Origin of the sequence: Lentzea guizhouensis (assembly GCF_001701025.1) — a bacterium.
Taxonomy (GTDB): Bacteria; Actinomycetota; Actinomycetes; order Mycobacteriales; family Pseudonocardiaceae; genus Lentzea; species Lentzea guizhouensis.
This window is the reverse complement of the sequence record NZ_CP016793.1, coordinates 7,555,037-7,577,721: the sequence shown is the minus strand read 5'-3', so window position 1 is coordinate 7,577,721 and position 22,685 is coordinate 7,555,037. Positions and strand designations below refer to the sequence as shown.

At 71.1% G+C, this 22,685-nt stretch carries 21 protein-coding genes and 1 pseudogene; 16 read left to right on the top strand and 6 right to left on the bottom strand.

Features of this window, described 5'->3' with window-relative positions; all coding sequences use genetic code 11:
• Nucleotides 1-75: 75 nt before the first annotated feature.
• From BBK82_RS36360 to BBK82_RS36345, 4 genes are all read left to right on the top strand, one after another.
• Entirely contained in the window at nucleotides 76-2,142 is a 2,067-nt protein-coding gene (locus BBK82_RS36360) for a serine/threonine-protein kinase (RefSeq protein WP_071812753.1), read from the top strand.
• Complete coding sequence (locus tag BBK82_RS36355) at nucleotides 2,142-3,110, top strand: PP2C family protein-serine/threonine phosphatase (protein ID WP_065919001.1); 969 nt, start codon at nucleotides 2,142-2,144, stop codon at nucleotides 3,108-3,110. Before BBK82_RS36360 ends, BBK82_RS36355 begins: the two co-directional genes overlap by 1 nt.
• A gap of 67 nt (nucleotides 3,111-3,177) precedes the next feature.
• Nucleotides 3,178-3,594, top strand: coding sequence for a hypothetical protein (locus BBK82_RS36350; protein WP_154697711.1), 417 nt, complete (start codon nucleotides 3,178-3,180; stop codon nucleotides 3,592-3,594).
• Nucleotides 3,595-3,603: 9 nt separating this feature from the next.
• Nucleotides 3,604-4,380 (top strand): alpha/beta hydrolase, encoded by a 777-nt coding sequence (locus BBK82_RS36345; protein WP_065918999.1) that lies wholly within the window; start codon nucleotides 3,604-3,606, stop codon nucleotides 4,378-4,380.
• A gap of 53 nt (nucleotides 4,381-4,433) precedes the next feature.
• On the opposite strand, the gene BBK82_RS36340 is transcribed toward BBK82_RS36345, so the two are convergent.
• Nucleotides 4,434-5,354 (bottom strand): LysR family transcriptional regulator, encoded by a 921-nt coding sequence (locus BBK82_RS36340; protein ID WP_065918998.1) that lies wholly within the window; start codon nucleotides 5,352-5,354, stop codon nucleotides 4,434-4,436.
• Nucleotides 5,355-5,433: 79 nt separating this feature from the next.
• Between BBK82_RS36340 and BBK82_RS36335 the strand changes: the two genes are divergently transcribed.
• Nucleotides 5,434-6,351, top strand: coding sequence for an NAD-dependent epimerase/dehydratase family protein (locus BBK82_RS36335; RefSeq protein ID WP_065918997.1), 918 nt, complete (start codon nucleotides 5,434-5,436; stop codon nucleotides 6,349-6,351).
• 8 nt (nucleotides 6,352-6,359) lie between these two features.
• On the opposite strand, the gene BBK82_RS36330 is transcribed toward BBK82_RS36335, so the two are convergent.
• A complete protein-coding gene (locus BBK82_RS36330) occupies nucleotides 6,360-6,731 on the bottom strand; it encodes a YybH family protein (RefSeq protein ID WP_170068024.1) in 372 nt (123 codons plus the stop codon).
• Between the two features lie 24 nt (nucleotides 6,732-6,755).
• Between BBK82_RS36330 and BBK82_RS36325 the strand changes: the two genes are divergently transcribed.
• A complete protein-coding gene (locus tag BBK82_RS36325) occupies nucleotides 6,756-7,133 on the top strand; it encodes a winged helix-turn-helix transcriptional regulator (protein WP_065921630.1) in 378 nt (125 codons plus the stop codon).
• On the opposite strand, the gene BBK82_RS36320 is transcribed toward BBK82_RS36325, so the two are convergent.
• Complete coding sequence (locus BBK82_RS36320) at nucleotides 7,130-8,170, bottom strand: LacI family DNA-binding transcriptional regulator (protein ID WP_065918996.1); 1,041 nt, start codon at nucleotides 8,168-8,170, stop codon at nucleotides 7,130-7,132. The genes BBK82_RS36325 and BBK82_RS36320 overlap by 4 nt on opposite strands.
• Before the next feature lie 92 nt (nucleotides 8,171-8,262).
• On the opposite strand from BBK82_RS36320, the gene BBK82_RS36315 reads away from it, so the two are divergent.
• Genes BBK82_RS36315 through BBK82_RS36305 form a run of 3 tightly spaced genes read left to right on the top strand, consistent with a single transcriptional unit; the run spans nucleotide 8,263 to nucleotide 11,084 of the window.
• Nucleotides 8,263-9,276: a sugar ABC transporter substrate-binding protein gene (locus BBK82_RS36315; protein ID WP_065918995.1), complete on the top strand. Its 1,014-nt coding sequence runs from the start codon at nucleotides 8,263-8,265 to the stop codon at nucleotides 9,274-9,276.
• 3 nt (nucleotides 9,277-9,279) lie between these two features.
• Nucleotides 9,280-10,281, top strand: coding sequence for an ABC transporter permease (locus tag BBK82_RS36310; RefSeq protein WP_065918994.1), 1,002 nt, complete (start codon nucleotides 9,280-9,282; stop codon nucleotides 10,279-10,281).
• Nucleotides 10,278-11,084 (top strand): ATP-binding cassette domain-containing protein, encoded by an 807-nt coding sequence (locus BBK82_RS36305; protein WP_065918993.1) that lies wholly within the window; start codon nucleotides 10,278-10,280, stop codon nucleotides 11,082-11,084. Before BBK82_RS36310 ends, BBK82_RS36305 begins: the two co-directional genes overlap by 4 nt.
• 210 nt (nucleotides 11,085-11,294) lie before the next feature.
• On the opposite strand, the gene hrpA is transcribed toward BBK82_RS36305, so the two are convergent.
• Nucleotides 11,295-15,176 carry an ATP-dependent RNA helicase HrpA gene (gene hrpA, locus BBK82_RS36300; protein WP_065918992.1) on the bottom strand — a complete coding sequence of 1,294 codons (3,882 nt, stop codon included), beginning with the start codon at nucleotides 15,174-15,176 and terminating at the stop codon, nucleotides 11,295-11,297.
• A gap of 256 nt (nucleotides 15,177-15,432) precedes the next feature.
• Here hrpA and BBK82_RS36295 point away from each other — a divergent pair, with 256 nt between their 5' ends.
• Together BBK82_RS36295 and BBK82_RS50975 are read left to right on the top strand one after the other, a co-directional pair.
• The gene (locus BBK82_RS36295; RefSeq protein WP_065921628.1) at nucleotides 15,433-16,002 is read left to right on the top strand and encodes a DUF4240 domain-containing protein; all 570 of its coding nucleotides are present in this window, start codon (nucleotides 15,433-15,435) and stop codon (nucleotides 16,000-16,002) included.
• Nucleotides 16,002-16,706, top strand: a complete 705-nt coding sequence (locus tag BBK82_RS50975; RefSeq protein WP_154697710.1) for a hypothetical protein — start codon at nucleotides 16,002-16,004, stop codon at nucleotides 16,704-16,706. Before BBK82_RS36295 ends, BBK82_RS50975 begins: the two co-directional genes overlap by 1 nt.
• Here BBK82_RS50975 and add read toward each other — a convergent pair.
• Nucleotides 16,673-17,650: an adenosine deaminase gene (add, locus tag BBK82_RS36290; RefSeq protein WP_065918991.1), complete on the bottom strand. Its 978-nt coding sequence runs from the start codon at nucleotides 17,648-17,650 to the stop codon at nucleotides 16,673-16,675. The two genes, BBK82_RS50975 and add, sit on opposite strands and share 34 nt — an antisense overlap.
• Before the next feature lie 147 nt (nucleotides 17,651-17,797).
• Between add and BBK82_RS36285 the strand changes: the two genes are divergently transcribed.
• The 5 genes and pseudogenes from BBK82_RS36285 to BBK82_RS36270 all read left to right on the top strand — a co-directional run bounded on the left by BBK82_RS36285 (nucleotide 17,798) and on the right by BBK82_RS36270 (nucleotide 22,182).
• The gene (locus BBK82_RS36285; RefSeq protein ID WP_065918990.1) at nucleotides 17,798-18,178 is read left to right on the top strand and encodes a DUF4180 domain-containing protein; all 381 of its coding nucleotides are present in this window, start codon (nucleotides 17,798-17,800) and stop codon (nucleotides 18,176-18,178) included.
• Nucleotides 18,179-18,240: 62 nt separating this feature from the next.
• Nucleotides 18,241-20,406 carry a beta-eliminating lyase-related protein gene (locus tag BBK82_RS54995; RefSeq protein WP_083268377.1) on the top strand — a complete coding sequence of 722 codons (2,166 nt, stop codon included), beginning with the start codon at nucleotides 18,241-18,243 and terminating at the stop codon, nucleotides 20,404-20,406.
• Nucleotides 20,407-20,820: 414 nt separating this feature from the next.
• Nucleotides 20,821-21,054, top strand: a pseudogene (locus BBK82_RS54990) (helix-turn-helix domain-containing protein); the annotation flags it as partial.
• A 163-nt stretch (nucleotides 21,055-21,217) separates the two neighbouring features.
• Nucleotides 21,218-21,598 (top strand): MmyB family transcriptional regulator, encoded by a 381-nt coding sequence (locus BBK82_RS54985; RefSeq protein ID WP_237047758.1) that lies wholly within the window; start codon nucleotides 21,218-21,220, stop codon nucleotides 21,596-21,598.
• Complete coding sequence (locus BBK82_RS36270; protein WP_065918989.1) at nucleotides 21,595-22,182, top strand: short chain dehydrogenase; 588 nt, start codon at nucleotides 21,595-21,597, stop codon at nucleotides 22,180-22,182. The genes BBK82_RS54985 and BBK82_RS36270 overlap by 4 nt, the downstream gene beginning before the upstream one ends.
• On the opposite strand, the gene BBK82_RS36265 is transcribed toward BBK82_RS36270, so the two are convergent.
• Entirely contained in the window at nucleotides 22,176-22,628 is a 453-nt protein-coding gene (locus BBK82_RS36265; RefSeq protein ID WP_065918988.1) for a YybH family protein, read from the bottom strand. The two genes, BBK82_RS36270 and BBK82_RS36265, sit on opposite strands and share 7 nt — an antisense overlap.
• Nucleotides 22,629-22,685: the final 57 nt, after the last annotated feature.

Sequence of the window (22,685 nt, the reverse complement as noted above, 5' to 3'; positions counted from 1 at the left end):
GGACCTGGACCTGCCGGCCACCGGGCGTGCCACGGGGCCGCCGACGTCACCGGCGACCTCTCCCGGGACGGCGCCGTGGTCGGTGTCGCAGTCGGCGGCGACGGGTCGGGCCGGTCGCGGCGGGGGTCGGCGCGGTCGATGAGCCGGGGCCGGTTGGGCGCGGGGCTGGTGGAGGTGCCGCGGGTGCCCTACCGGGACCCGAAGACCGCGGTGCTGGCCGACCCGGAGGTGCCGGAGGCGAAGCGGTTCTGCTCGAGGTGCGGCAAGAAGGTCGGCCGGGCCAAGAACGGCAACCCCGGCCGGGTGGAGGGCTTCTGCCCGCAGTGCGGTCACCGCTACTCGTTCACCCCGAAGCTCGAACCGGGTGAGGTGCTGCACGACCAGTACGAGGTGCTCGGCTGCCTGGCGCACGGCGGCCTGGGCTGGCTGTACCTGGCGCTGGACCACGCGGTGAGTGACCGGTGGGTGGTGCTCAAAGGCCTGCTCGACTCAGGCGACGCGGACGCGATGGCGGCGGCGCTGGCGGAACGGCGGTTCCTCGCCGAGGTCGAGCACCCGAACATCGTGAAGATCCACAACTTCATCCGGCACGCCGACCGGACGACCGGGAACCTGGTCGAGTACATCGTGATGGAGTACGTCGGCGGCGAGTCGATCAAGGAGATGATCACCCGGTCGCGCCGGGAGGGCCGCGGTGACGAGGCGCTGCCGCTGGCCCAGGCCATCGCCTACGTGCTGGAGATCCTGCCCGCGCTCGGCTACCTGCACGGGGTGGGCCTGCTGTACTGCGACTTCAAGCCGGACAACATGATCCACACCGAGGAGCAGCTCAAGCTGATCGACCTGGGCGCGGTGCGCCGCGTCGACGACCACCACTCGCCGATCTACGGCACGGTGGGCTACCAGGCGCCGGAGATCGGCACGATCGGGCCGTCGGTGTTCTCCGACATCTACACCGTGGGCCGGGCGCTGGCGGTGATGAGCTTCCCGTTCGACTTCCGCGGCCGCTGCAAGGACCGGCTGCCCACGGTGGACGAGGAGCCGCTGCTGGGCCGGTTCTCGTCGTTCCACCGGTTGCTGCTGCGGGCGACGAACCCGAACCCGGAGCTGCGGTTCTGCTCCGCCGAGGACATGGCCGAGCAGCTCACCGGTGTGCTGCGCGAGGTGCTGGCGCTGCAGGACGGGGTGGCGCGGCCGGGCATGTCGCGGCAGTTCACCCCGGAACGCCGCCGGTTCGGCGTGGAGGGCGGCCTGGACCTGACCGAGGTGGTCACGGCGTTGCCCGCGCCGATCGTGAGCACCTCCGACGCGGCGGCCTCGTGGCTGGCGACGGCGACGACGTCGGACCCGGCGGGGTTGCGCAAGGCACCGGAGCTCACCGTGGAGGTGCGGTTCCGGATCGTGCGGGTGCTGATCGAGTCCGGTGACACGGCGGCGGCGATGCGGGAGCTGGACGCGCTGACGGCGCCGTCGATGTTCGACGAGTCGGAGATCGACCCGGAGGACTGGCGCCCGGACTGGTACCGGGGGCTGGCGGCGGTGAGCGACGGCCGCGCCCAGGAGGCGCTGGGGTTCTTCGACGCGGTGTGCTCGGCGGTGCCGGGTGAGGCGGCGCCCAAGCTCGCGCTGGGGGTGTGCGCGGAGGCGACCGGCGACCTGGAGGCGGCGGCGTGCTGGTACGAGCTGGTGTGGCGCACCGACCACGCGTACGTGTCGGCGGCGTTCGGGCTGGCGCGGGTGCTGCTCGCACGCGGTGACCGGGCACGGGCGGTGCAGGTGCTGCTGTCGGTGCCCGACACCTCCTCGCAGCACCTGGCCGCGCAGGTCCTGGCGGTGCGCGCGCAGCTCGGCGACTGCGGCGCCGAGGACCTCGTCGCGGCCGGGGAACGGTTGCGGGCCTTGGACATCGACGTCCACTCGCACACGCAGCTGGCGGCCGAGGTGCTGGAGGCGGCGTTCGACTACGTGACCCGCAATCAGGCGGCCGAGGGCAGGGTGCTGGACTGTGCACTCTCCGAACACGAGCTTCGGCTGGGTCTCGAGCGGCGCTACCGCACGCTGGCCCGGTTCGCGGCCACGCCGGAGGAACGGATCGCATTGGTGGACCGCGCGAACGCGGTAAGGCCTAGGACGTTGGTTTGATGGACACCCTGAAGTGCCCGGACTGCTTCGCGCCCATCTCGGCGGAGGACCGGTTCTGCGAGGCGTGCGGGCGCAACCTGCTGGTGCGGCGCACGCCCATCGGCGGGCCGACCGGCCCCGCGCAGGCCTCGTGCATCCTCTGTGGATCGCCCGACATCGACGACGAGGACTACTGCACGCAGTGCGGCCGGCACCAGCCGTCGGCGCGTGACCGGGTGGAGTACTCGCTCGGCGCGGTGTCGGGGGTGAGCGACCGGGGCAAGAGGCGGGCGCGCAACGAGGACTCGATGGCGTTCGGCCAGGTCGCGGGCGCCGGTGTCGCGGCGGTGGTGTGCGACGGGGTGGCGTCGTCGGAGCGCGCGGAGCAGGCCTCGCAGGCGGCGGCGGACGCGGCGGTGGACGTGCTGCTCAACGCGTTGATCGAGTCGGCGGACGCCGAGCAGGCGATGGTGGACGCGGTGGCCGCGTCGTGCCTGGCGGTGGAGCAGCTGGTGGAGAACGAGCCGGTCGAGCCGGGTGGCCGCGGGGTGGCGCCGTCGTGCACGTTCGTCTCGGCGGTGGTGACGCCGTCGTCGGTGACGGTCGGCTGGGTGGGCGACTCCCGGGCGTACTGGCTGGCCGAGGAGGGCTCCAAGCAGCTGACCACGGACGACACGTGGGCGGCGCAGCTGGTGGCCGAGGGTGTGCTGACCGAGGAGCAGGCGCGCACGGACCGGCGCGCGCACGTGCTGTCGCGGTGGATCGGCGCGGACGCGGGCCCGGTGGTGCCGCAGGTGGTGACGCTGCGGCCGACCACGCCGGGCACGTTCCTGCTGTGCTCGGACGGGCTGCACAACTACCGGCCGCAGCCCGAAGACCTGCAGCCGTTGCTGCCGTGCGGGCCGGAGGAGTTCGTGAAGGTGGCGCTGGACGCGGGCGGGCACGACAACATCACGGTGGTGCTGGTGCCGTTCGTGCCGGGCGACTGAGCGGTCCGGGCACGGCCAGGGCGACGTGATTTACCGCCGGCCAACCGCGCCCGGTCACGGTCGTGGCGTGAAGATTGTTCCTGTCGCGGCGGTGGCCGCGTTCGTCATGGCCGGGTTGTCGTCCGGGGTCGCGCACGCCGAGAGCGCGCCCGGCTGCGGCACCGTGCCCCAGATCGGCAAGACCGCCCACATCGGCTGGGAGGCCGGCGCGCAGTGGGCGTCGGTGAAGCAGTTCAAGGGCTGCGGGAAGAACTGGGCGTACGTCTACGTCTGGGACAGCTACCACAACCGCGGCGGTGACTACACAGTCTCCGCGGCGATCCTGACCTCGGGCGGTACGAAGGGGTACCGCAAGGGCTCGAACCGGCGGCAGGAGGTGTGGTCGGCGGGCACCGACACGGTGTCGGTGTGCACGCAGGCCCAGGGCAGCCTGTACGACAACCCGGAGTACGCGCATTTCGCGAACACGGACAAGCGCTGCTGAGATGAGCTCATGCGCAGGGCGGTGTTGATCGCGGTGGCGGTGGTTGTCACCATCGTCGCCGTGGTCTTCGCGTTCCAGCGCAAGCTGGTCTACTTCCCCTCCCCCGGTCCGCTGCCGTCCGCGCAGGAGGTCCTGCCCGGTGGGCGGGACGTCCGGCTGGTGACGGCGGACAGTCTGCTGCTCGACAGCTGGCACTTCGAGACCCGCGACGCCCCGGCGACGGTGGTGGTGTTCCCGGGCAACGGCGGCAACCGGCTGGGCCGGGTGCCGTTGGCGCGGGAGCTGGTCGACGCGGGGCTGTCGGTGCTGCTGTTCGACTACCGCGGCTACGGCGGCAACCCCGGCAAGCCTTCCGAGGAGGGCCTGGCGATGGACGCGCGGGCGGCGCTGGACCTGGTCGACGGGCCGGTCGTCTACTTCGGTGAGTCGCTGGGCGCTGCGGTGGCGGTCGAGCTCGCGACCCACCGGGCGCCGGCGGGGATGGTGCTGCGCTCACCGTTCGTGTCGCTGGCGGAGGTCGGCTCGCACCACTACCCGTTCCTGCCGGTCAAGATGTTGTTGCAGGACAAGTACCCCGTGGCGGAGCGGGTGTCCTCGGTGGACGTTCCGACCGTGGTGGTGCTAGGGGCGGCGGACTCGGTGGTGCCGCCGGCGCAGTCGCGTGCGGTGGCCGCGGCGGCGCGGGCGAGGCTGGTCGAGGTGACCGGCGCCGACCACAACGACGAGGTGCTGCTCTCCGGCCGCGAGGTGGTCGACGCGGTCGTGTCGGTCACCCCGCGCGGCTAGCGCCGAACGGGTTGTCGGTCACAGCCGTTCGTTGATCACGGCGATCCGGCCGCTCAGCGTGGTTCCGGGCTCACCGGAGCCAACTGGTCCGCGATGTCGCCGGGCACGTGCAGACCTCCGTCGCGCAGGTCGCTGATCAGCTGCGCGGTGAGCGGGTCCCGAGGGCTGCTGGTCAGGGCGACCAGGCGGCGTCTCCACCGGGGGTCGAAGGGACGGACCGCGCCGGCGAAACCCGCCATGACGGCGCTGACCGGCACCACTGCGATCCCCAGGCCCGCCGCCGCCAGCGCAGGCGCGTGCGTCGTCACGGAGGTGCGGGCCACCACCGACTGCCCCAGGTCGACGTCGAGGTGGCTCTCGATCCACGTGCCGAGCCTGTTCTCCGGCGTGAAGTGCACGAACGACTGGCCGTGCAGGTCGTCCTGCCGGATGGCGCGCCGAGACGCCAGCGGATGCCGGGCCGGGAGCGCCACCACGACTTCTTCCTCGGCGATGACGGTCTTGTCGAGGTCGGTGTCGCCGAGGTCGGGAACCAGCAGGAGGTCGGCCTCTGCCGAGTCCAGTGCGGCGAGCGCCGACTCCTGGTCCGTGCTCTCGCGGAACGCGATCGTCACGTCGGGACGGTCGGCGTTCCACCGGCTCAGCACCGGCGCCAGCAATGCCACCGTGAGGCTTTGCGCGCACACCACGCGGACGGTGCCTCCGACGGCCCGGCCCGTCGCGCGCGCCAGGCGGATGGCGTCGTCGGCGGCGGCCACGGCTCGGCGGGCCTCGGGCAGCGCGGCGCGTCCGGCTGCCGTGAGGCGGACTCCGCGGCGGTCACGGATCAGCAGCGCGGTGCCCGCTTCACGTTCGAGGGCGACCAGTTGGTGCGAGATCGCCGGCTGGGACAGGTGCAGGTGCTGTGCGGCGCGCGTCACCGAGCCCAGGTCGGCGGCGGCGAGCAGGCACTCCAGCGCACGCAAAGTAGGCATAAACAAAACTTATCACCGTGCCAGATCATATCGATCGTGCGACGGGAAGTGTTGTCGTGGTGACGCCGTTGGACCGGACATGACTTCAGCATTCGTCACCGGCGGCTCCGGCTTCATCGGCACCGCCCTGATCCGCCGCCTGGTCGCGGACGGCCACGCGGTGTCCGCCCTGGCGCGCAGCGACGCCGCTGCGCGCGTCGTCGAGAGCGCGGGCGCCACCGCCGTCCGGGGAGACCTGCTCGACCCCGGCACGTGGGCTCGTCCCGGCGACACCTACGACGTGGTCTTCCACCTCGCCGCGGAGACCGACCTCACGGCGAGCCCGCAGCAGCACCGGCTCGTGACGGTGGACGGCACCGCGGCCGCTCTCGAAGGCGCGCGCCGCGTGCACGCCGGTCGGTTCGTCCACTGTGGATCGGAGGCCGCGTTGCTGGCCGGCGACCCCCTGGTCGACGCGGACGAGACCGCTCCGCTGCGCCCGGACTCGCCCGCGGCCTACTCCGCCACCAAGGCGCAGGCCGAGCAGCTCGTCGCGGAGGCCTCGGACGACCGGCTCAGCACCGTCATCATCCGTCCCCGGTTCGTGTGGGGACCGCACAGCAGTCTGATCGGCGCGATCGTCCAGGCGGCGCAGGAGGGCGGGTTCGCCTGGATCGAGGGCAGCAGGGTGCTCACCGACGTGACCTACGTCGACAACGCCGTGGAAGGACTGGTCCTCGGCTGGCTGCGCGGCCGGCCCGGCGAGGCGTACTTCGTCACCGACCGCGAGCCGGTGGAACTGAGGTCGTTCCTCGAGACGCAGTTCCGGCTCCACGGCGTGAAGCCGTCGGTGCCGGACCTCGACCTCCCCACAGCACTGGAACGGGTACCGGTGCCCTTGCTCTGGTTCTTCTCACAACAGTGCACCTTGGACACGCGCAAAGCGGTGGCGGAGCTGGGATACCGCCCCGTGATCACCCGCGCTCGAGCACTCACCGCCACCGGGGAGAGCAGGTGACGCGATGATCAGCGAATGGCTTTGACCGGCTTCGGCGCGTCCCTGGTGCCGAACGGGTTGTCGATCACGTACCGCCACCGCCCGTCCGCGCCGAGACGCGCGACGTCGGTGGCGGTGCCGGTGATCTCGCCGATGGCCCAGTCCACGATCAGCAACGCGACGCCGTCGTGCGCGTAGACGTGCCGGGGCGTGACCGTGATCGGCAACCCGGTGTCGAGGAACTCCTGGTTGGCGGCACGCCGGTCGGGTCCGGTGACGGTGTGACCGGGCCGGGGGACGAACAGGCCGCCGGGTTCGTAGACCGCGTCGACGGCGTCGGCGTCGCGGGAGTTGAACGCGGCGGCGAACGCGTGGGCGACACTGGCGGGGTGGATGCTCATGCCGCCAGCGTTGCGGACGCCGACGTGGGTCACCAAACGGTGACCTGGGACGACGAACTGGTGCCCTCGGACAGCGGCCGGACCGTGGCTCCGTCGGCAAACTGCCCGGTGGAGGTGGCGCTGGCGGCGATCAGCGGCCGGTGGGCGACGCTGGTGCTGCGGGACCTGATGGGCGGGCCGCGGTCGTTCTCCGCGCTGCGGGCGGGGTTGCCGCAGCTCAGCGCGAAGGTGCTGACCGAACGCCTGGACGGGCTGGTGGCGCAGGGGCTGGTGCGCCGGGACCGCTCCCCCGGTTTCCCGGCGCGCACCGCGTACGCCCTGACCGGCGCCGGGCTCGCGCTGCGGCCGTTGCTGGTCGAGCTCTACCGCACGGGTGAGGCGCTGCTGAAGTCCACGAGCTAGGCCGGCGGCGCGATCTCGCCTGAGCCGCGGGGCACGAGTGCGGCGGGGACGACGGCGTGCACGGGTGGTGAGGTGTCGCCGTCGATGCGGGCGAAGACGAGCTCGGCGGCTTTGCGGCCGAGACCGGGGACGTCCTGGCGGACGACGGTGACACCGGGGTCGAGCATGTCGGCCAGGGGGAAGTCGTCGAACCCGATGAGCGCCACGCGGTGCTGCAGCCCGTGCGCGCGCAACACGCGCATGGCGCCGACGGTGATGAGGTTCTGGGCGGTGAACAACGCGGTGGGCGGACGTCCGAGCCCGAGCAACGCTGCCGTTGCGGTCTCGGCGAGGTCGGCGCCGTGCAGGTCGGCGTGCACGAGCTCCTCGCGCAAGGTGAGTCCGGTCCGGGCGAGGCCTTCGAGGTAGCCGGTGTAGCGCTCCTGGCTGGTCCACAGGGTGCGGCGGTCGCCGAGGAACGCGATGTCGCGGTGCCCGAGCGCGGCGAGGCGGGTGACGGCGTCGCGGGAGCTGTCGCGGTTGGTGGTGGTGACGCAGTCGGTGCCGCCGAAGGTGGGTGGCCGGTCGACCAGGACCATCGGGGTGCCGCGTTCGCGTTCGGCCTGCAGGGCGTCCTGGTGGCCGCCGGCGGCCATGACGACGACGCCGTCGACGCGGCGGGCGGCCAGGGACAGCAGCAGCTCGCGTTGCAGGGTGTGGTCGTCCTCGCTGCTGCCGGCGAGCACGAGGACGCCGCCCTGGCGGGCGCGGTCCTCGACGGCGCGCAGCAGGGCGGCGTCGAAGGGGTTGGAGAGGTCCTCGAACAGCACGCCGATGGTGGCGCTGCGGCGGTCGGCGCGGCGCAGGCTGCTGGCGGTGAGGTCGGGGCGGTACCCGAGTGTGCGGGCGGCGGCGCGGACGCGGTCGGCGACCTCGGTGCCGGCGCCGGGCAGGTCGTTGACGACGCGGGAGACGGTCTTGACGCTGACCTTCGCCAGCGCGGCGACATCGCGCATGGTGGGTTCGCGTCTCCCACCGCCCTCGCCACGGTCGGGCATGTCCCGCTCCCCTCGACTCTTGCGTCAACGATGACGCAACGGTATACCCGGTTAGTCGCTCAGATGCGTCAACGTTGACGTTGGGAGTTGTCATGCGCAGAACCGTCGGGGTCACCGCAGCGGCGTTGCTCACGCTGGTCACGGCGTGCGGTGGTGGTGGTTCGCCGGGTGGTGGCGGCACGCTGGTCGGCCTGGTCACGAAGACCGACACCAACCCGTTCTTCGTGAAGATGAAGGAGGGCGCGCAGCAGGCGGCGTCGTCGCAGGGGGCGACGGTGCAGTCGTTCGCGGGCAAGCAGGACGGTGACAACCAGGCGCAGGTGGACGCGGTCGAGAACCTGATCGCCTCGGGTGCGAAGGGCATCCTGATCACGCCGAGCGACTCGAAGGCGATCGTGCCGTCGGTGGACAAGGCGCGGGCGGCGGGGTTGCTGGTGATCGCGCTGGACACGCAGCTGGAGCCGGCGAGCGCGGCGGATGCGACGTTCGCGACGGACAACTACCGGGCCGGGTTGCTGATCGGGCAGTGGGCGAAGGCGAGGTTCGCGAAGGAGGGCACGCAGGCCCGGATCGCGTTGCTGGACCTGAACCCGAACCAGGTGTCGGTGGACGTGCAGCGCGACCAGGGTTTCCTGGAGGGTTTCGGCGTCGACGTGAAGGACCGCAACCGCATCGGCGACGAGGCCGATCCGCGGATCGTGGGCCACGACGTCACCAACGGTGATCCGGCCGGTGGGCGCACGGCGATGGAGAACCTGCTGCAGCGCGACCCAAACATCAACCTCGTGTACACGATCAACGAACCGGCCGCGGCGGGCGCGTATGAGGCGTTGAAGGCGGCCGGCAAGGAGCGCGACGTGGTGATCGTGTCGGTCGACGGCGGCTGTCCGGGGGTGGAGAACGTGAAGGCCGGGGTGATCGGGGCGACCTCGCAGCAGTACCCGCTGAAGATGGCGCAGCTGGGGGTGGAGGCGGTGGCGAAGTTCGCGAAGGACGGGTCGAAGCCGTCCGACACCGACACCGGCGTCACCCTCGTCACCGACCAGCCGGCCGACGGCGTCGAGTCGAAGGACTCGGCGTGGGGCCTGCAGAACTGCTGGGGCTGAGCCGTGGCGGTGGTGGAGCAGCAGCCCGGCCGGTCGTTGCTGGCGCGGGTGCAGCACTTGTTGCACGCGCAGGCGACGATCGGGCCGGCGGTGGTGCTGCTGCTGGCGGTGGTGGTGTTCGCGGTGTTGTCGGACCGGTTCCTCACACCGGGCAACATCTCGCTGATCCTGCAGCAGGTCGCGGTGGTGGGCACGCTCGCGGTGGGTCAGACGATCGTGATCCTGACGGCGGGGATCGACCTGTCGTGCGGCGCGGTGATGGTGCTGACGTCGATCGTGATGGCGAAGGTGGCGACGCAGACCGGGTTGCCGGGGTTGCCGGCGTTGCTGCTGGGGTTCGCGGTGGGCACGCTGTGCGGGCTGCTCAACGGGTTGTTGGTGACGCGGCTGAAGCTGCCGCCGTTCATCGTCACGCTGGGCACGCTCAACGTGTTCTTCGCGCTGAACCTGTGGTACTCGGGCAGTGCGACGATCCGGGGCACGGACATGCCGGACCTGCTGCTGTGGACGGGGCAGACGTTCACCGTCGGGGGCACGCGGATCACCTACGGGTCGGTCATGATGGTCGTGCTGGTGGCGGCGATGGCGTTCGTGCTGAAGAACACCGGGTGGGGCCGGCACGTCTACGCCACGGGTGACGACGCCGAAGCCGCACGCCTGTCGGGTATCCGCACGACGCGGGTGCTGCTGAGCGTGTACGCGGTGGCGGGGCTGGTGTACGCGCTGGCGGCGTGGACGTTGATCGGCCGGATCGCGTCGGCGAGCCCGCAGGCGGGGCAGACCGACAACCTGGACTCGATCACGGCGGTGGTGATCGGCGGGACGTCGCTGTTCGGCGGCCGCGGGGCGATCGTGGGGTCGTTGATCGGGGCGTTGATCGTCGGGGTGTTCCGCAACGGCCTGGCGCTGGCGGGGGTGGACGTGCTGTGGCAGACGCTGGCGGTGGGGGTGCTGATCATCGTGGCGGTGTCGCTGGACCAGTGGATCAGGAAGGTCAAGCCATGACCCCGGTGCTCGCGGCCTGCGGGCTGGTGAAGCGCTACGGGAAGGTGACGGCGCTGGCGGGTGCGGACCTGGAGCTGCTGCCCGGTGAGATCCTCGCGGTGATCGGTGACAACGGTGCGGGGAAGTCGACGCTGATCAAGGCGTTGTCGGGGGCGGTGGTGCCGGACGAGGGCACGATCGCGGTCGACGGGCGGCCGGTGTCGTTCTCCACTCCCCTGGACGCGCGGCGGGCGGGGATCGAGACGGTGCACCAGTCGCTGGCGGTGGCCCCGTCGCTCGACATCGCGGCGAACCTGTTCCTGGGCCGCGAACGCCGCCGGCCGGGGGTGCTGGGGTCGGTGTTCCGCATGCTGGACCGGGCGGGGATGCGGGAGGAGGCGCGCCGGCAGCTCGACGCGCTGGGGATCATGACGATCCAGAACCCCGGTCAGGCGGTGGAGACCCTGTCGGGTGGTCAGCGCCAGGCGGTGGCGGTGGCGCGGGCGGCGGCGTTCGGCAGCCGGGTGGTGATCATGGACGAGCCGACGGCGGCGCTGGGTGTGCGGGAGTCACGCGCGGTGCTGGATCTCATCCTGCAGGTGCGGGAGCGGGGGCTGCCGGTGATCCTGATCAGCCACAACATGCCGCACGTGTTCGAGGTGGCCGACCGCATCCACATCCAGCGCCTCGGCCGGCGCCGCGCGGTGGTGGACCCGCGGGAGGTGTCGATGTCGGACGCGGTGGCGATCATGACCGGCGCCCTGGAGCCTCCCGCCGAGGGGCCGCCTGCCGGGGAGCCGCCTGCTGGGGAGCCGCCGGGTTAGATGCCTTCGAGCTCGCGCTCGAGGTCGGCGAGGAGTTCCTGCAGCACCGCGCCGAAGGTCCTCCTGGCGTCGTCAGGGGCCAGCGGGCGAGGCCGTGTTCGGCTCCGCCCGCGGTCCGCCCGCCGCCCAGGACGTGGGTCCACCACCGTCCCAGTCGGCGCCGAAACCGTGTTGCCGGCCAAGTGCATGTGTCACGGTAGCCGCCGCGGGTCACAGGGGGACGGCGTCGAGTGCCTTGTAGATGCGTTTGTCGCTGACGGTGTAGCGGGTGCCGATGGTCTGGGCGAAGTAGGACAGCCGCAGTTCCTCGATCATCCAGCGGATCTCGTCGAGCTCGGGCGCGGGTTCGTCGGCCGGGATCTGGGCGCGCAGGTCGCGGTACTCGGCGTGGACCTGGTGGACCTGGTGAGTCCACTCGAGGTCGCGGCGCGGGTTCTCGGGCAGCTTCTCGATGCGCCGGGAGATGCCCTTGAGGTAGCGGACCAGGTCCGGCAGCCGGTCGTAGCCGGTGTGGGTGACGAACCCCTTGTACACCAGCGAGTCGAGCTGGCCGCGGATGTCGTTGACCGAGTCGGGGGCGCCCTTGAGGGAGGTGAGCGTGAGCTCGGCCTCGTGAGCGGCTTCGAGGACCTTGCGGACCTCCTGCACGGTCACCCAGGTGGTGTCGTTGAGCGCGGCCTGGACCTTCTTGAGCTGGGCGGCGAACGACTTCTGGTCCCACGCGGGTTCGCCCATGAGCCGGTCGACCGCGGCCGTGATGCAGTCGGCGAGCAGGTTCGCCACCCCACCGTGCGGGTTGCGGGTCAGGGCGAGCTTGGAGGCGTTGTCGAGGTGGCGTTGCAGGTGCTTGACCGGTGAGTTCAGGTTGAGCAGCAACAACCTGCGCACACCGCGGCGGTGCGCGTGGGCCTGCCGGCCGGGGGTGTCGAGGACCTTGATCGCCACGGTGTCGCCGCGGTCGAGCAGCGACGGGTAGGCGGTGACGGTGATGCCGGACTGCCGCTGCTCGATGGTGCGGGGCAGGGTGTCGAAGTCCCAGGTGGTCAGCCCGGTGCGTTCGAGGTGCCCGGCGGCTTGGGACAGCGACTCGCGGACCTCGTCGCGCAGCTGGGTCTTGAGCGCGGCGATGTCCTTGCCCTCGGCGAGGGTGCGGTTGTTCTCGTCGACGACCTGGAAGGTGAGCTTGAGGTGGTCGGGGACGGCGTCGAGCTGCCAGTCCTCGCGGTGCACGGTGACGCCGGTGAGGGCTTTGAGCTCGCGTTCGACCCCGGCGAGCAGGCTCGTGTCGGCGGGGTTGATGCGGGCGAGGACGGCGGTGGCGACGTCGGGGACGGGCACGAAGTTGCGGCGGATCTGCTTGGGCAGTGACCGGATGAGGGCGACGACGAGGTCGTGGCGCAGGCCGGGGATCTGCCAGGAGAACGCGTCGTCGTCCAGGGTGGTGAGCGCCGGGAGCGGCAGCTGGACGGTAACACCGTCGTTCTTCGTGCCGGGTTCGAAGTGGTAGCTCAGCGGCAGGGTCAGCTCGCCCTGGCGCCACTGGTCGGGGTAGGCCTCGGGGCGGACGTCGGCGCGGTCGTTGACCAGCATGTCCTTGGTGAAGGTGAGGAGGTTCTTGTCCTTCTGCTTCTTCCACCAGGTGTCGAAGTGCCGCGCGGAGACCACGTCCTGGCCGACGCGTTTGTCGTAGAAGTCGTAGAGGGTTTCCTCGTCGACGACGATGTCGCGGCGCCGCGCCCGGTTCTCGAGCTCCCCGACCTCCTCCAGCAGGGCGCGGTTGGTGTGGAAGAACCGGTGGTGGGTGGTCCACTCCCCCTGTACGAGTGCGTGGCGCAGGAACAGCTCACGCGACAGCCCGGGGTCGATGCGGCCGTAGTTGACCTTGCGGCCGGCGACGATCGGCACACCGTAGAGGGTGACCTTCTCCAGGGCGACGACGCTGCCGCGTTTGGTCTCCCAGTGCGGTTCGGAGTACTGGCGTTTGACGACGTGCTCGCCGAGGCGTTCGGCCCACTCGGGTTCGATCTTGGCGACGATGCGGCCCCACAGGCGGCTGGTCTCGACGAGCTCGGCGGCCATCACCCATTGCGGTGGTTTCTTCGCCAGCGCGCTGCCGGGGAAGATCGCGAACTTGGCGTTGCGGGCGCCGAGGAACTCGGTCAGCGGCCGGCGTTTCTCGTTCGGGGCCTGCTTTTTGAGGACGTCTTTGACGCCGATGTGGCTGAGCAGCCCGGAGAGCAGCGCGATGTGGATGTTGCGCGGGTCGCCGGGGGTGTCGTTGAGGGTCATGCCGATCTGCTTGGCGACCTGGCGCAGCTGCAGGTAGATGTCCTGCCACTCGCGCACGCGCAGGTAGTTGAGGAACTCGGCCTTGCAGAGCTTGCGGAACTGGTTGCCGCTGAGCTCTTTCTGCTTGTCCTTGAGGTACTGCCACAGGGTGAGGAACGTGACGAAGTCGGATTCCTTGTCGACGAACCTGGCGTGCTGCTGCGTGGCGGCGTCCTGCTGGTCGGCGGGCCGTTCGCGGGGGTCCTGGATGGACAGCGCGGCGGCGATGATCATGACCTCTTTGAGGCAGCCGGTGGTGTCGGCCTCCAGGACCATGCGGCCGAGGCGGGGGTCGACGGGCAGCTGGGCGAGCTTGCGGCCGGTGGGGGTGAGCGTCTGCTCCCCCGCGGCCTTGCGGTCGGCGCTGATGGCGCCGAGCTCCTGGAGCAGGCCGATGCCGTCGTTGATGTTGCGGCTGTCGGGCGGGTCGATGAACGGGAACCTGGCGACGTCGCCGAGGCCGATGTTGGTCATCTGCAGGATGACGCTGGCGAGGTTGGTGCGCAGGATCTCCGCGTCGGTGAACTCCGGACGGGCCTCGAAGTCCTCCTCGGAGTACAGGCGGATGCAGATGCCTTCGCTGACGCGGCCGCAGCGGCCCTTGCGCTGGTTCGCACTCGCCTGGCTGATGGGTTCGATGGGCAGGCGCTGGACCTTGAGGCGGTGGCTGTAGCGGGAGATGCGCGCGTTGCCGGGGTCGACGACGTACTTGATGCCCGGCACGGTGAGGCTGGTCTCGGCGACGTTGGTGGCGAGCACGATCCGGCGGCCGGTGTGGCGCTGGAAGACGCGGTGCTGCTCACCGACGCTGAGCCGCGCGTACAACGGCAGGATCTCGGTGTTCTTCAGGTCTTCGGCTTTGAGGGCGTCGGCGGTGTCGCGGATCTCGCGTTCGCCGGAGAGGAACACCAGGACGTCGCCGGGGCCTTCGGCCTGCAGCTCGTGGACGGCGTTGATGATGCCCTGGGTCTGGTCGTCGTCCTCCTCCAGCGGCCGGTAGCGGGTCTCGACGGGGTAGGTGCGGCCGGAGACCTCGATGACGGGCGCGTCGTCGAAGTGCGCGCTGAACCGCTGCGGGTCGATCGTCGCGGACGTGATGACGATCTTCAGGTCCGGTCGCCGCGGCAGCAGCTGCTTGAGGTAGCCGAGCAGGAAGTCGACGTTGAGGCTGCGTTCGTGGGCCTCGTCGATGATGATCGTGTCGTAGCGCGACAGCGTGCGGTCGGTCTGGATCTCGGCGAGCAGGATGCCGTCGGTCATGAGCTTGACCAGCGTGTCCTCGCCGGACTGGTCGGTGAACCGCACCTTGTACCCGACCGTGTCCCCGAGCTTGGTGCCCAGCTCCTCGGCGACCCGTTCGGCGACGGTGCGCGCGGCGATGCGGCGGGGCTGGGTGTGCCCGATCTGCCCGGTGATCCCCCGCCCGAGCTCCAGGCAGATCTTCGGCAGCTGGGTCGTCTTGCCGGACCCGGTCTCCCCGGCGACGATCACGACCTGGTGGCGCGCGATCAGCTCTTTGATCTCGTCCTTGTGCTGGCTGACCGGCAGCTCGTCGGGATAGCTGATCTTCGGGACGGACTCCCTGCGCAGCGCGACCTTGAGCGCGGCCTCGTCGATGAGGCCGGCGATCTCCTCTGTGATCTTGCGGCGCGCCATCGGGTCTTTGACCTTGCGTGCGCCGTCGAGGCGCCTGGCGAGCCGGCGTTGATCACGCGGCATGAGCTCGGGCAGGCGTTTGTGCAGTTCAGCGAGCGGGGTGTCCATTTGGGTTCAAGGATAGTCAGGAGGGTGCGGATCGCTCGCGTCAATAACCGGTGGTCTCGCTCACCAGCGGTTTCCCCGGCTTCGCCGGCACGGGCGAGAACGGCTCCCTGACGGACCGGTTCGGTCCGCCTCGCCCACCCGCGCCCTGCGACCTTCGTCCCGTCCCGGCCGCCCCGAACCGCCCGTTCCGTCCTCTTTGGTACGCCTGACCTGCGGCGATCGGAAATTGTCAGACCTCGTCGCTAGCGTGCTCGGCATGGACCTGAACGCGTTCTGGGCCCTGCTCGACCGGTCCGCCTCGCAGACCGCCGACCAGGACGCCCGCCTGGAGTGGCTGACCGCCTCCCTGGCGTCGTTGCCGCCGGCGGAGATCGCCGGCTTCGCGCTGCGCGTGGACGAGCTGCGCCGCCGGGTGGACACGTGGGGGCACTGGCACGCCGCGGACCTGATCTGCGCGGGTCTGTGCTCGGACGACGGGTTCTTCTACTTCCAGGCGTGGCTGATCGGGCTGGGGCGCGAGACGTTCGAGGCGGTGGCGGCCGATCCGGACGCCCTGGCCGAGGTGCCGCACGTGCGGCACCTCGCCGCTTCGGGTGGTGTTCACGCGTGGCCGGATGACGAGTGGCCGGACTGGGAAGGTCTCGACCACGTGGCCTCCGAGGCGCTGTCGGGTGAGCCGGGCTCGGCTGAGCTGCAGGAGCTCCTCGGCGACCACGAGCTGCTGGTCTCGCCGGAGCCGTCCGGAGAGCACTGGGACTTCGCGGACCCGCGGGAGATCGGCCGGCGGGTGCCGCGGTTGGGTGTGTTGTTCGGGAAGGTGGCGTGATGGACGTCCCGTTCGATCTGGTGGTGTGGCGGGCGCCGGGCCCGGAGTCGTTCGCGGAGGCGGCGGCGCGGTACGCGGAGCTGCGGGCGTCGCCGTTGGGGGCGTTCGAGCCGCGGGTGGCGGCGTTCGTGCGGGAGCTGAAGCAGACCTCGCCGGACCCACCCGACCCACAGACCGGGCCAGCCGGGCAGACCGGGCCGGCCGGGCAGACTGCGCTGGCCGGGTGGACTGCGCTGCCCCGGCACAGTCCACCCGGCTCGCGGACGTCGCCGGATCAACGAACCGCGTCGCTCTCTCAGAGTGCGTCGGACACCCGCACCGCGCCGGCTTCCGGAAGCGCGCCGGACACGCGGTCTTCGGCGGTTCTTCCAGCTGCGCCGGACACGCGGTTGTCGGCGCAGCTGCTGGGCACGCCGGGCTCGCGGTCTTCAGCGGCTGTCCCAGGGGCGCCCGGTTCGCGGTCCTCGGCGGTTCTTCCAAGCGCGTCGGACACGCGGGCCGCGCCGGATCCTCGAAGCGTTCCGGATGCGCGTCCCCCGGTGCACGTGCCGTCGTGGGACGAGGCGCTGACGGTGGCGACGGACGCGGTGATCGTGCACGTGGTGTGGCCGCAGTGGCGCCGGGTGGTGGACCTGGTGTCGTTGCTGGCGGCCAAGCACGGTCTGGTGTGTTACGAGCCGGCGCGCCAGGCGGCGATGTCCTGACGCAGCGAGTCCCGCAGATCGTCGGGTGCGAAGGAGGCGTCGACGGCGGCGAGGGCGAAGCAGGCCATGCGGTCGTCGGTGTAGCCGAAGGTCGATCGCACCAGTGAGTACTCCTCGGCCAGGCCGATGCCGGTCGCGGAGGGGATGTCGGTGTTGATCGTGACGGTCAGGCCGGCGTCGAGGAGTTTCGGCAGCGGGTGGGAGGAGAGCGATTCGACCAGTCCCAACGCGACGTTGGACGACGGACACACTTCCAGTGGGACGGCGCGGTCACGCAGCAGGGCGACGACGGACGGGTCGTCGAGTGCGCGGATGCCGTGTCCGATGCGGTCGGCCTGTCCGAGGGTGACGGCTTCGGCGATGCTCGGTGCTCCGCAGGTTTCTCCTGCGTGGTGCACGAGTCCGATGCCGGCTTCTCGGGCGGCGCGGAAGACGGTGGCGAACGGGGTGAGGGGGTGGTCCTCCGCTCCGGCGACGCCGATCGCGACGACCTGCGGGTGCTCGACGGCGAGTCGGAGCGAGTCTTCGAACCGCTGCGGTGACCTCTTCCTGGGGTGGTCCACGATCACACGGCATTCGATGCCGTGGGCGGTCTGTCCTGCGGCGAGCCCGGCGAGTACCGCTCCGAGCGGCATGTCCGGATCACCGAGTCGTTCTCCGTGGGCTGCCGCGGTGAACGTGACCTCGGCGTAGCGGGTCCCCTGCGCTGCTTCCTCGGCGCAGAACTCGTAGGCGATCCGGTGGAAGTCGCCGGGCTCCCGCAGGCAGTCCCGTACGGCGCCGTTGTGCACGGCGAACGGGCCGAAGCCGTCGAAGGTTCCGGTGGTGTGGGCGGGGACCTCGACGCCGTGGCGGTCCGCGAGCTCGGCGAGGGTGCCGGGTCGTACGGTGCTTTCCAGGTGCACGTGCAGGTGTGCTTTGGGCAACGTCACAAGATCACGCATGGGTGTGACCCTAGGGACCACCGCCGGTGCCGCGCCTGCCCATTTCCGCACCCGCCCATCTCCAGGTACGGGGGTGAGGTTCAGGTCGCGCGGTCAGGGGGCAAATGCGCGCGACGACGGTGGTGGGTGGCCGCTAGTTTGCTGCGCATGTCTGATGTTGTGCGGGCGCGCCACGGCGTGACGGTCCTGATGTGCTCCCCCACCGGTGCGGTGATCGGTGACGAGCAGTCCGCTGTGGACCTGATCGGCACCCTGTGGGGTCAGGACGTCGCGTGGATCGTGGTGCCGGCGCAGCGGCTGGCGGAGGACTTCTTCCGGCTGCGCACGCGGGTGGCGGGCGCGGTGGTGCAGAAGTTCCAGCAGTACGGCTTCGGTGTCGCGGTCGTCGGTGACATCAGCGCGTACGTGGAGCGGAGCACGGCGTTGCGTGATTTCGTCTACGAGTCGAACCAGGGCCGGCAGTTGTGGTTCGTGGCGGACGAGGCGGAGCTGGACGAGCGGTTCGCGGCGTTGGCCGCCCGCACCTGACCTCGGCGCAAGCCCGTCAAAAGGCGCTGTTGCCAGTGATGTGCAGCACCTAGGGTCGGGTGATGGAGATCCGTCGCTCGCTGTCGTTGCACGCGTCCCCGCGCCGTTCACCGTTCGAGATGGTGCGGCGTCTGCAGGAGAGCGGGCGGATCCGCCCGGACACCGCGCCGGAGGACCCGGTGCGGGAGCTGGAGGAGCGGGTCGCGGGGCTGCTGGGCAAGCCGAAGGCGTTGTTCTTCCCGTCGGGCACGATGGCGCAGCAGACGGCGCTGCGGGTGCACGCGGAGAGAACGGGCCGGCACGCGTTCGCCGGGCATCCGCAGTCGCATCTGCAGGTGTGGGAGAACCAGGGGTACAGCGCGGTGCACGGGTTGCGGTTCCACCCGGTGGGTGACCGCAACGAGCTGCTGACGCTGGGAGACCTGGGAGCGGTCGGTGAGCCGTTGGCGGCGGTGGTGTGGGAGCTGCCGCAGCGTGACATCGGCGGCCAGCTGCCGGACTTCGCGGACCTGCAGGCGCAGACGCAGTGGGCGCGTGGAAGGGGTGCGGCGGCACATTGTGACGGGGCGCGGTTGTGGGAGGCGCAGACCGGGTACGACGCGTCACTGGCGGAGATCGCGGCGTTGTTCGACACCGTGTACGTGTCGCTCTACAAAGGACTGGAGGGCACGCGGGGCGCGGTGCTGGCCGGTGACGCGGAGACGGTCGGGCACGCGGCGGTGTGGCGGCGCCGGCTGGGCGGGGCGGTCGTGGACGCGTGGCCGTTGGCGGTGTTCGCGTTGATGGGGCTCGACGAGGTGCTGCCGCGGATGGCGGAGTTCCGCGACCACGCGCGGGCGTTGGCGGCGGCGATCAACGCCGACGGGTTCGCGCACACGGTGCCGCAGGTGCCGTCGACGCCGATGTTCCACGTCCACCTGCCGATGTCGCCGCGGGACGCGCAGCGGGCGGCGGACAGCGTGGTGCAGGAGACGGGGACGAAGCTCTTCCTCTACACGCGGTCGAATCCGGATCCGGGGCGCTGCAGCTTCGAGGGGGGTGGGGATCGGGGCGGTGGAGCTCTCGCCGCGGGAGGTGGCGGAGTTGATCAGAGGGCTACCATCGCGGGTGTGAGCCTGCCGGAGCCGGTCCAGAGCGCGCTGGTGCGGGTGTCGCACTCGGTGCTGGTGGACGCGCAGGCGCTGGCGGCGGTGCGGGCGCGGTTCGACGACGAGCAGGCGGCGTCGCTGGCGACGTACCTGCGCGCCGCCCAGTCCACGAACACGGTGCGGGCCTACCGGTCGGACTGGATCGGGTGGGCGGGGTGGTGTGCGGCGGAGGGCAGGCAGGCGTTGCCGGCGGATCCGCTGGACGTGGCGGTCTACCTGGCCGCGGCGGCGGACACGGTGAAGCCGGACGGGTCGGCGGCGTTCGGGGCCTCGACGCTGGAGCGCAAGTCGGCGGCGATCTCGGCGGTGCACGCGGCGAACGGGTTGCCGAGTCCGACGCGCAGTGACGTGGTGCGGCTGACGTTGCGCGGTATCCGCCGTTCCCGCAAGGCGCAGCCCCGGCGCAAACGCCCGGTGCTGCTGGACACGCTGGAAGCGCTGCTGGCCGAACGCCCGCAGGAGGGGCCGGCGCGCGCACGGGACGCGGTGCTGCTGCTGGTGGGGTTCGCGGGGGCGTTGCGGCGCAGTGAGCTGGCGGCGATCGAGTTCGAGGACGTGACGGTGGACGTGGATCCGCGCACGCACGAGCCGTTGTTGCTGATCGCCCTGGGGACGACGAAGACGGACCAGACGGGCCGTCACCAGCAGACGGTGGTGCTGCCGCGCGGCAGCCGGCGGCCGACGTGCCCGGTGTGCGCGTTCGCGGACTGGGCGGACGTGCTCGACGGGCGTGAGCCGGTGGAGTCGGGGTTGCACCGCTGTCACGGCTACCAGGGCACCGGGCGGACCGGGGCGGTGTTCCCGGTGATCAACCGGCACGGCGGCATCGGCTCCAAGGCGATGTCGGGGCGTGCGGTGGCGGAGCTGGTGAAGCGGTACGCGGTGAGGGCGGGGCTGGACCCGGAGCTGTTCGGCGGGCATTCGCTGCGGGCGGGGTTCGCGACGCAGGCGGCGCTGGGCGGGGCGAGCGACCGGGAGATCATGCGGCAGGGCCGGTGGACGAACCCGCGCATGGTGCACCGCTACATCCGCACGGCGAACCCGCTTGAAGACAACGCGGTCACCCGCCTCGGCCTGTGAATTCGTGACCCAGGTCTCAGAGCACTGCGTTAACTGTAAACAAGATCCCTGCGGTGGGGCTACGTCGGACAGCGCAGTGCGCTGAACCGGACGGGCGAGCGCCGCTGTCTGTTTCCGCGCTGTTTCCATAGCGGTTGAGCTGCCGTTTTGTCCCACCATGCGGACGGAAGCGGATGTCGTGACCAGCGGAGCAGCTCAGTTTGTGAAGCGATCTCGGATCTTGGGAGTTGCTGGATCCATGCACTCTGCGCAATACGATCACCACGCCCGGTCATCGACGACGGCCGGGCTGTTCCACGGTTCACCGGCACCGTGAACGTCGAGCGAGGACCCGCCGCCAGGAAGACCGGGGCCCGGACCGCACCCCCTGCACGGTCCGGGCCCCGGCGCACGTCCCGAAGGTGCACCTGACAGGTGCAGGCACAACACGCAGATCGGCGCCACGATGGTGTGGTGATCACGACCGACCTCGGCGACTTCCTGCGCAGCCGCCGCGAACGCCTCACCCCCGCCGACGCCGGCCTCCCACCCGGCCACACCCACCGCCGCGTCCCCGGTCTGCGCCGCGAAGAGCTCGCCGAGCTGGCCGGCGTCAGCGTCGGCTACTACACCCGCCTCGAACAGGGCGTCAGCACCAGCGCCTCCACCGCCGTCCTCGACGCGCTGGCCACCGCGCTGCGGCTCGACCCGGCCGAGCACGGCCACCTGCGGCTGCTGGCTCCCACCCGCACCCGCCGCACCCCGTGCCCGCCGAACCAGGCCACGCCCCGAGATCCGCGACCTGCTCGCCGCACTGCCCACGACGGCGGCGGTGCTGCTGGACCACCGCGCCGACGTGCTCGCCTGGAACCCGCTCGGGCACGCCCTGCTCGCCGGCCACCTCGACCCGCACGCACCCGAGCAGCGGCACCGGCCCAACATCGCCCGCATGCTGTTCCTCGACCCGCAGCAACACATCGGGCAGCTGACCGCGCGGAGCCGCGAGTTCGCCCGCATGTGGGCGCGCAAACCGGTGCGGACCTGCTCGCACTACGTCCGCGAGCTCGACCACCCGGTCGTGGGCCGGGTGACGCTGGCGAACGAGACCGTCAGCCTGCCCGACGACGACCAGCAGCTGGGCCTGTTCTACGCCCGCCCCGGCACCGCGGACGCCGACGCCCTCACCCTGCTCGCCCGGGAGACCACCCGATGAGGGCACTCGTCGTGGGCACCGGCACCCTCGGAACACCCCTGGTCACCGCGTTGCGCACGCGCGGCCACGAGGTCGTCACCGCCGCCCGCACCACCGGTGACGTCCACGTCGATCTCACCGATCCGGCGACGATCGCGGCGATGTACCGCCAGGTCGGGAAGGTGGACGCGGTGGTGTGCGTCGCGGCGCACGGGGCACTCGACGAGTTCGCCACGCTGACGTCGGAGTCGATGCGGAAGAACATGCGCGCGAAGCTGTTCGGTCAGATCGACCTCGTGCTGACCGGGCAGCACCACTGCGCCGACGGTGCGTCGTTCACCCTGACCTCGGGCATCTTCGCCGACCGGCCCACGCGCGGTGTCACCGGCGGCGGTGTCATCAGCGGAGCCCTGCACAGCTTCGTGCTCTCCGCGGCGATCGAGCTGCCCAGGAGAATGCGGGTCAACGTCGTGAGCCCCGGCATGATCGGCCACACCTTCGCCGCACGCTTCCCGCAGCTGCGGCCGATACCGGTGGACGAGGTCGTGCCGCACTACCTCGACTGCGTCCACCACGGCACCGGCCGCATCGTCCGCGTCTACTGAGGCTCCAGGTCGGTGGCGGCCAGGAACGACCCGTCCATGTGAAACGGCACCGACTGGTGCTCGTGCGTCACCCACCACCGCCCATCACGCCGTTGCAACCCCACGGTCGTGCGCATCCACATGGAGAACCCCTCGGGGTAGCCGACCGGGACCGCCGCGAGCCGCGCCAGACCGTGCGCGAACGCCACGTCCCCGGACACGACGACCTGCAGGTCGCGGTGCTCCAGCGTGATCGGACCGGTGAACCCGGCCATCCACCCCGCCAGCGCCTCCGGGTCACGCGCGTCCAGGCCGGTGTTGCGCAGCGGCGGCGCCAGCGTGCACGTCACCGCGTCCTGCGCATACCGCGCCACGATGCGTTCCGGGGAACGCAGCCGCATGCCCTGCTCGTGCTCGGTGAACAGCTCGCGGATCGCGGTCTCGTCCTGCACCAGTGTCGAAGTCATCTCACAAACCTCCGTCTCGGCTGACACACCGGTGTCGAGACATGGCCCGCGGTTTCG

What these genes read in the sequence shown, in the direction of transcription:
- BBK82_RS36355 (WP_065919001.1), top strand. Translation starts at nt 2,142, where the DNA reads ATGGACACCCTGAAGTGCCCGGACTGCTTCGCGCCCATCTCGGCGGAG.
- BBK82_RS36345 (WP_065918999.1), top strand. Translation starts at nt 3,604, where the DNA reads ATGCGCAGGGCGGTGTTGATCGCGGTGGCGGTGGTTGTCACCATCGTC.
- BBK82_RS36340 (WP_065918998.1), bottom strand. Translation starts at nt 5,354, where the DNA reads ATGCCTACTTTGCGTGCGCTGGAGTGCCTGCTCGCCGCCGCCGACCTG.
- BBK82_RS36335 (WP_065918997.1), top strand. Translation starts at nt 5,434, where the DNA reads ATGACTTCAGCATTCGTCACCGGCGGCTCCGGCTTCATCGGCACCGCC.
- BBK82_RS36330 (WP_170068024.1), bottom strand. Translation starts at nt 6,731, where the DNA reads ATGAGCATCCACCCCGCCAGTGTCGCCCACGCGTTCGCCGCCGCGTTC.
- BBK82_RS36320 (WP_065918996.1), bottom strand. Translation starts at nt 8,170, where the DNA reads ATGCCCGACCGTGGCGAGGGCGGTGGGAGACGCGAACCCACCATGCGC.
- BBK82_RS36315 (WP_065918995.1), top strand. Translation starts at nt 8,263, where the DNA reads ATGCGCAGAACCGTCGGGGTCACCGCAGCGGCGTTGCTCACGCTGGTC.
- BBK82_RS36305 (WP_065918993.1), top strand. Translation starts at nt 10,278, where the DNA reads ATGACCCCGGTGCTCGCGGCCTGCGGGCTGGTGAAGCGCTACGGGAAG.
- hrpA (WP_065918992.1), bottom strand. Translation starts at nt 15,176, where the DNA reads ATGGACACCCCGCTCGCTGAACTGCACAAACGCCTGCCCGAGCTCATG.
- BBK82_RS36295 (WP_065921628.1), top strand. Translation starts at nt 15,433, where the DNA reads ATGGACCTGAACGCGTTCTGGGCCCTGCTCGACCGGTCCGCCTCGCAG.
- BBK82_RS50975 (WP_154697710.1), top strand. Translation starts at nt 16,002, where the DNA reads ATGGACGTCCCGTTCGATCTGGTGGTGTGGCGGGCGCCGGGCCCGGAG.
- add (WP_065918991.1), bottom strand. Translation starts at nt 17,650, where the DNA reads ATGCGTGATCTTGTGACGTTGCCCAAAGCACACCTGCACGTGCACCTG.
- BBK82_RS36285 (WP_065918990.1), top strand. Translation starts at nt 17,798, where the DNA reads ATGTCTGATGTTGTGCGGGCGCGCCACGGCGTGACGGTCCTGATGTGC.
- BBK82_RS54995 (WP_083268377.1), top strand. Translation starts at nt 18,241, where the DNA reads ATGGAGATCCGTCGCTCGCTGTCGTTGCACGCGTCCCCGCGCCGTTCA.
- BBK82_RS36270 (WP_065918989.1), top strand. Translation starts at nt 21,595, where the DNA reads ATGAGGGCACTCGTCGTGGGCACCGGCACCCTCGGAACACCCCTGGTC.
- BBK82_RS36265 (WP_065918988.1), bottom strand. Translation starts at nt 22,628, where the DNA reads ATGACTTCGACACTGGTGCAGGACGAGACCGCGATCCGCGAGCTGTTC.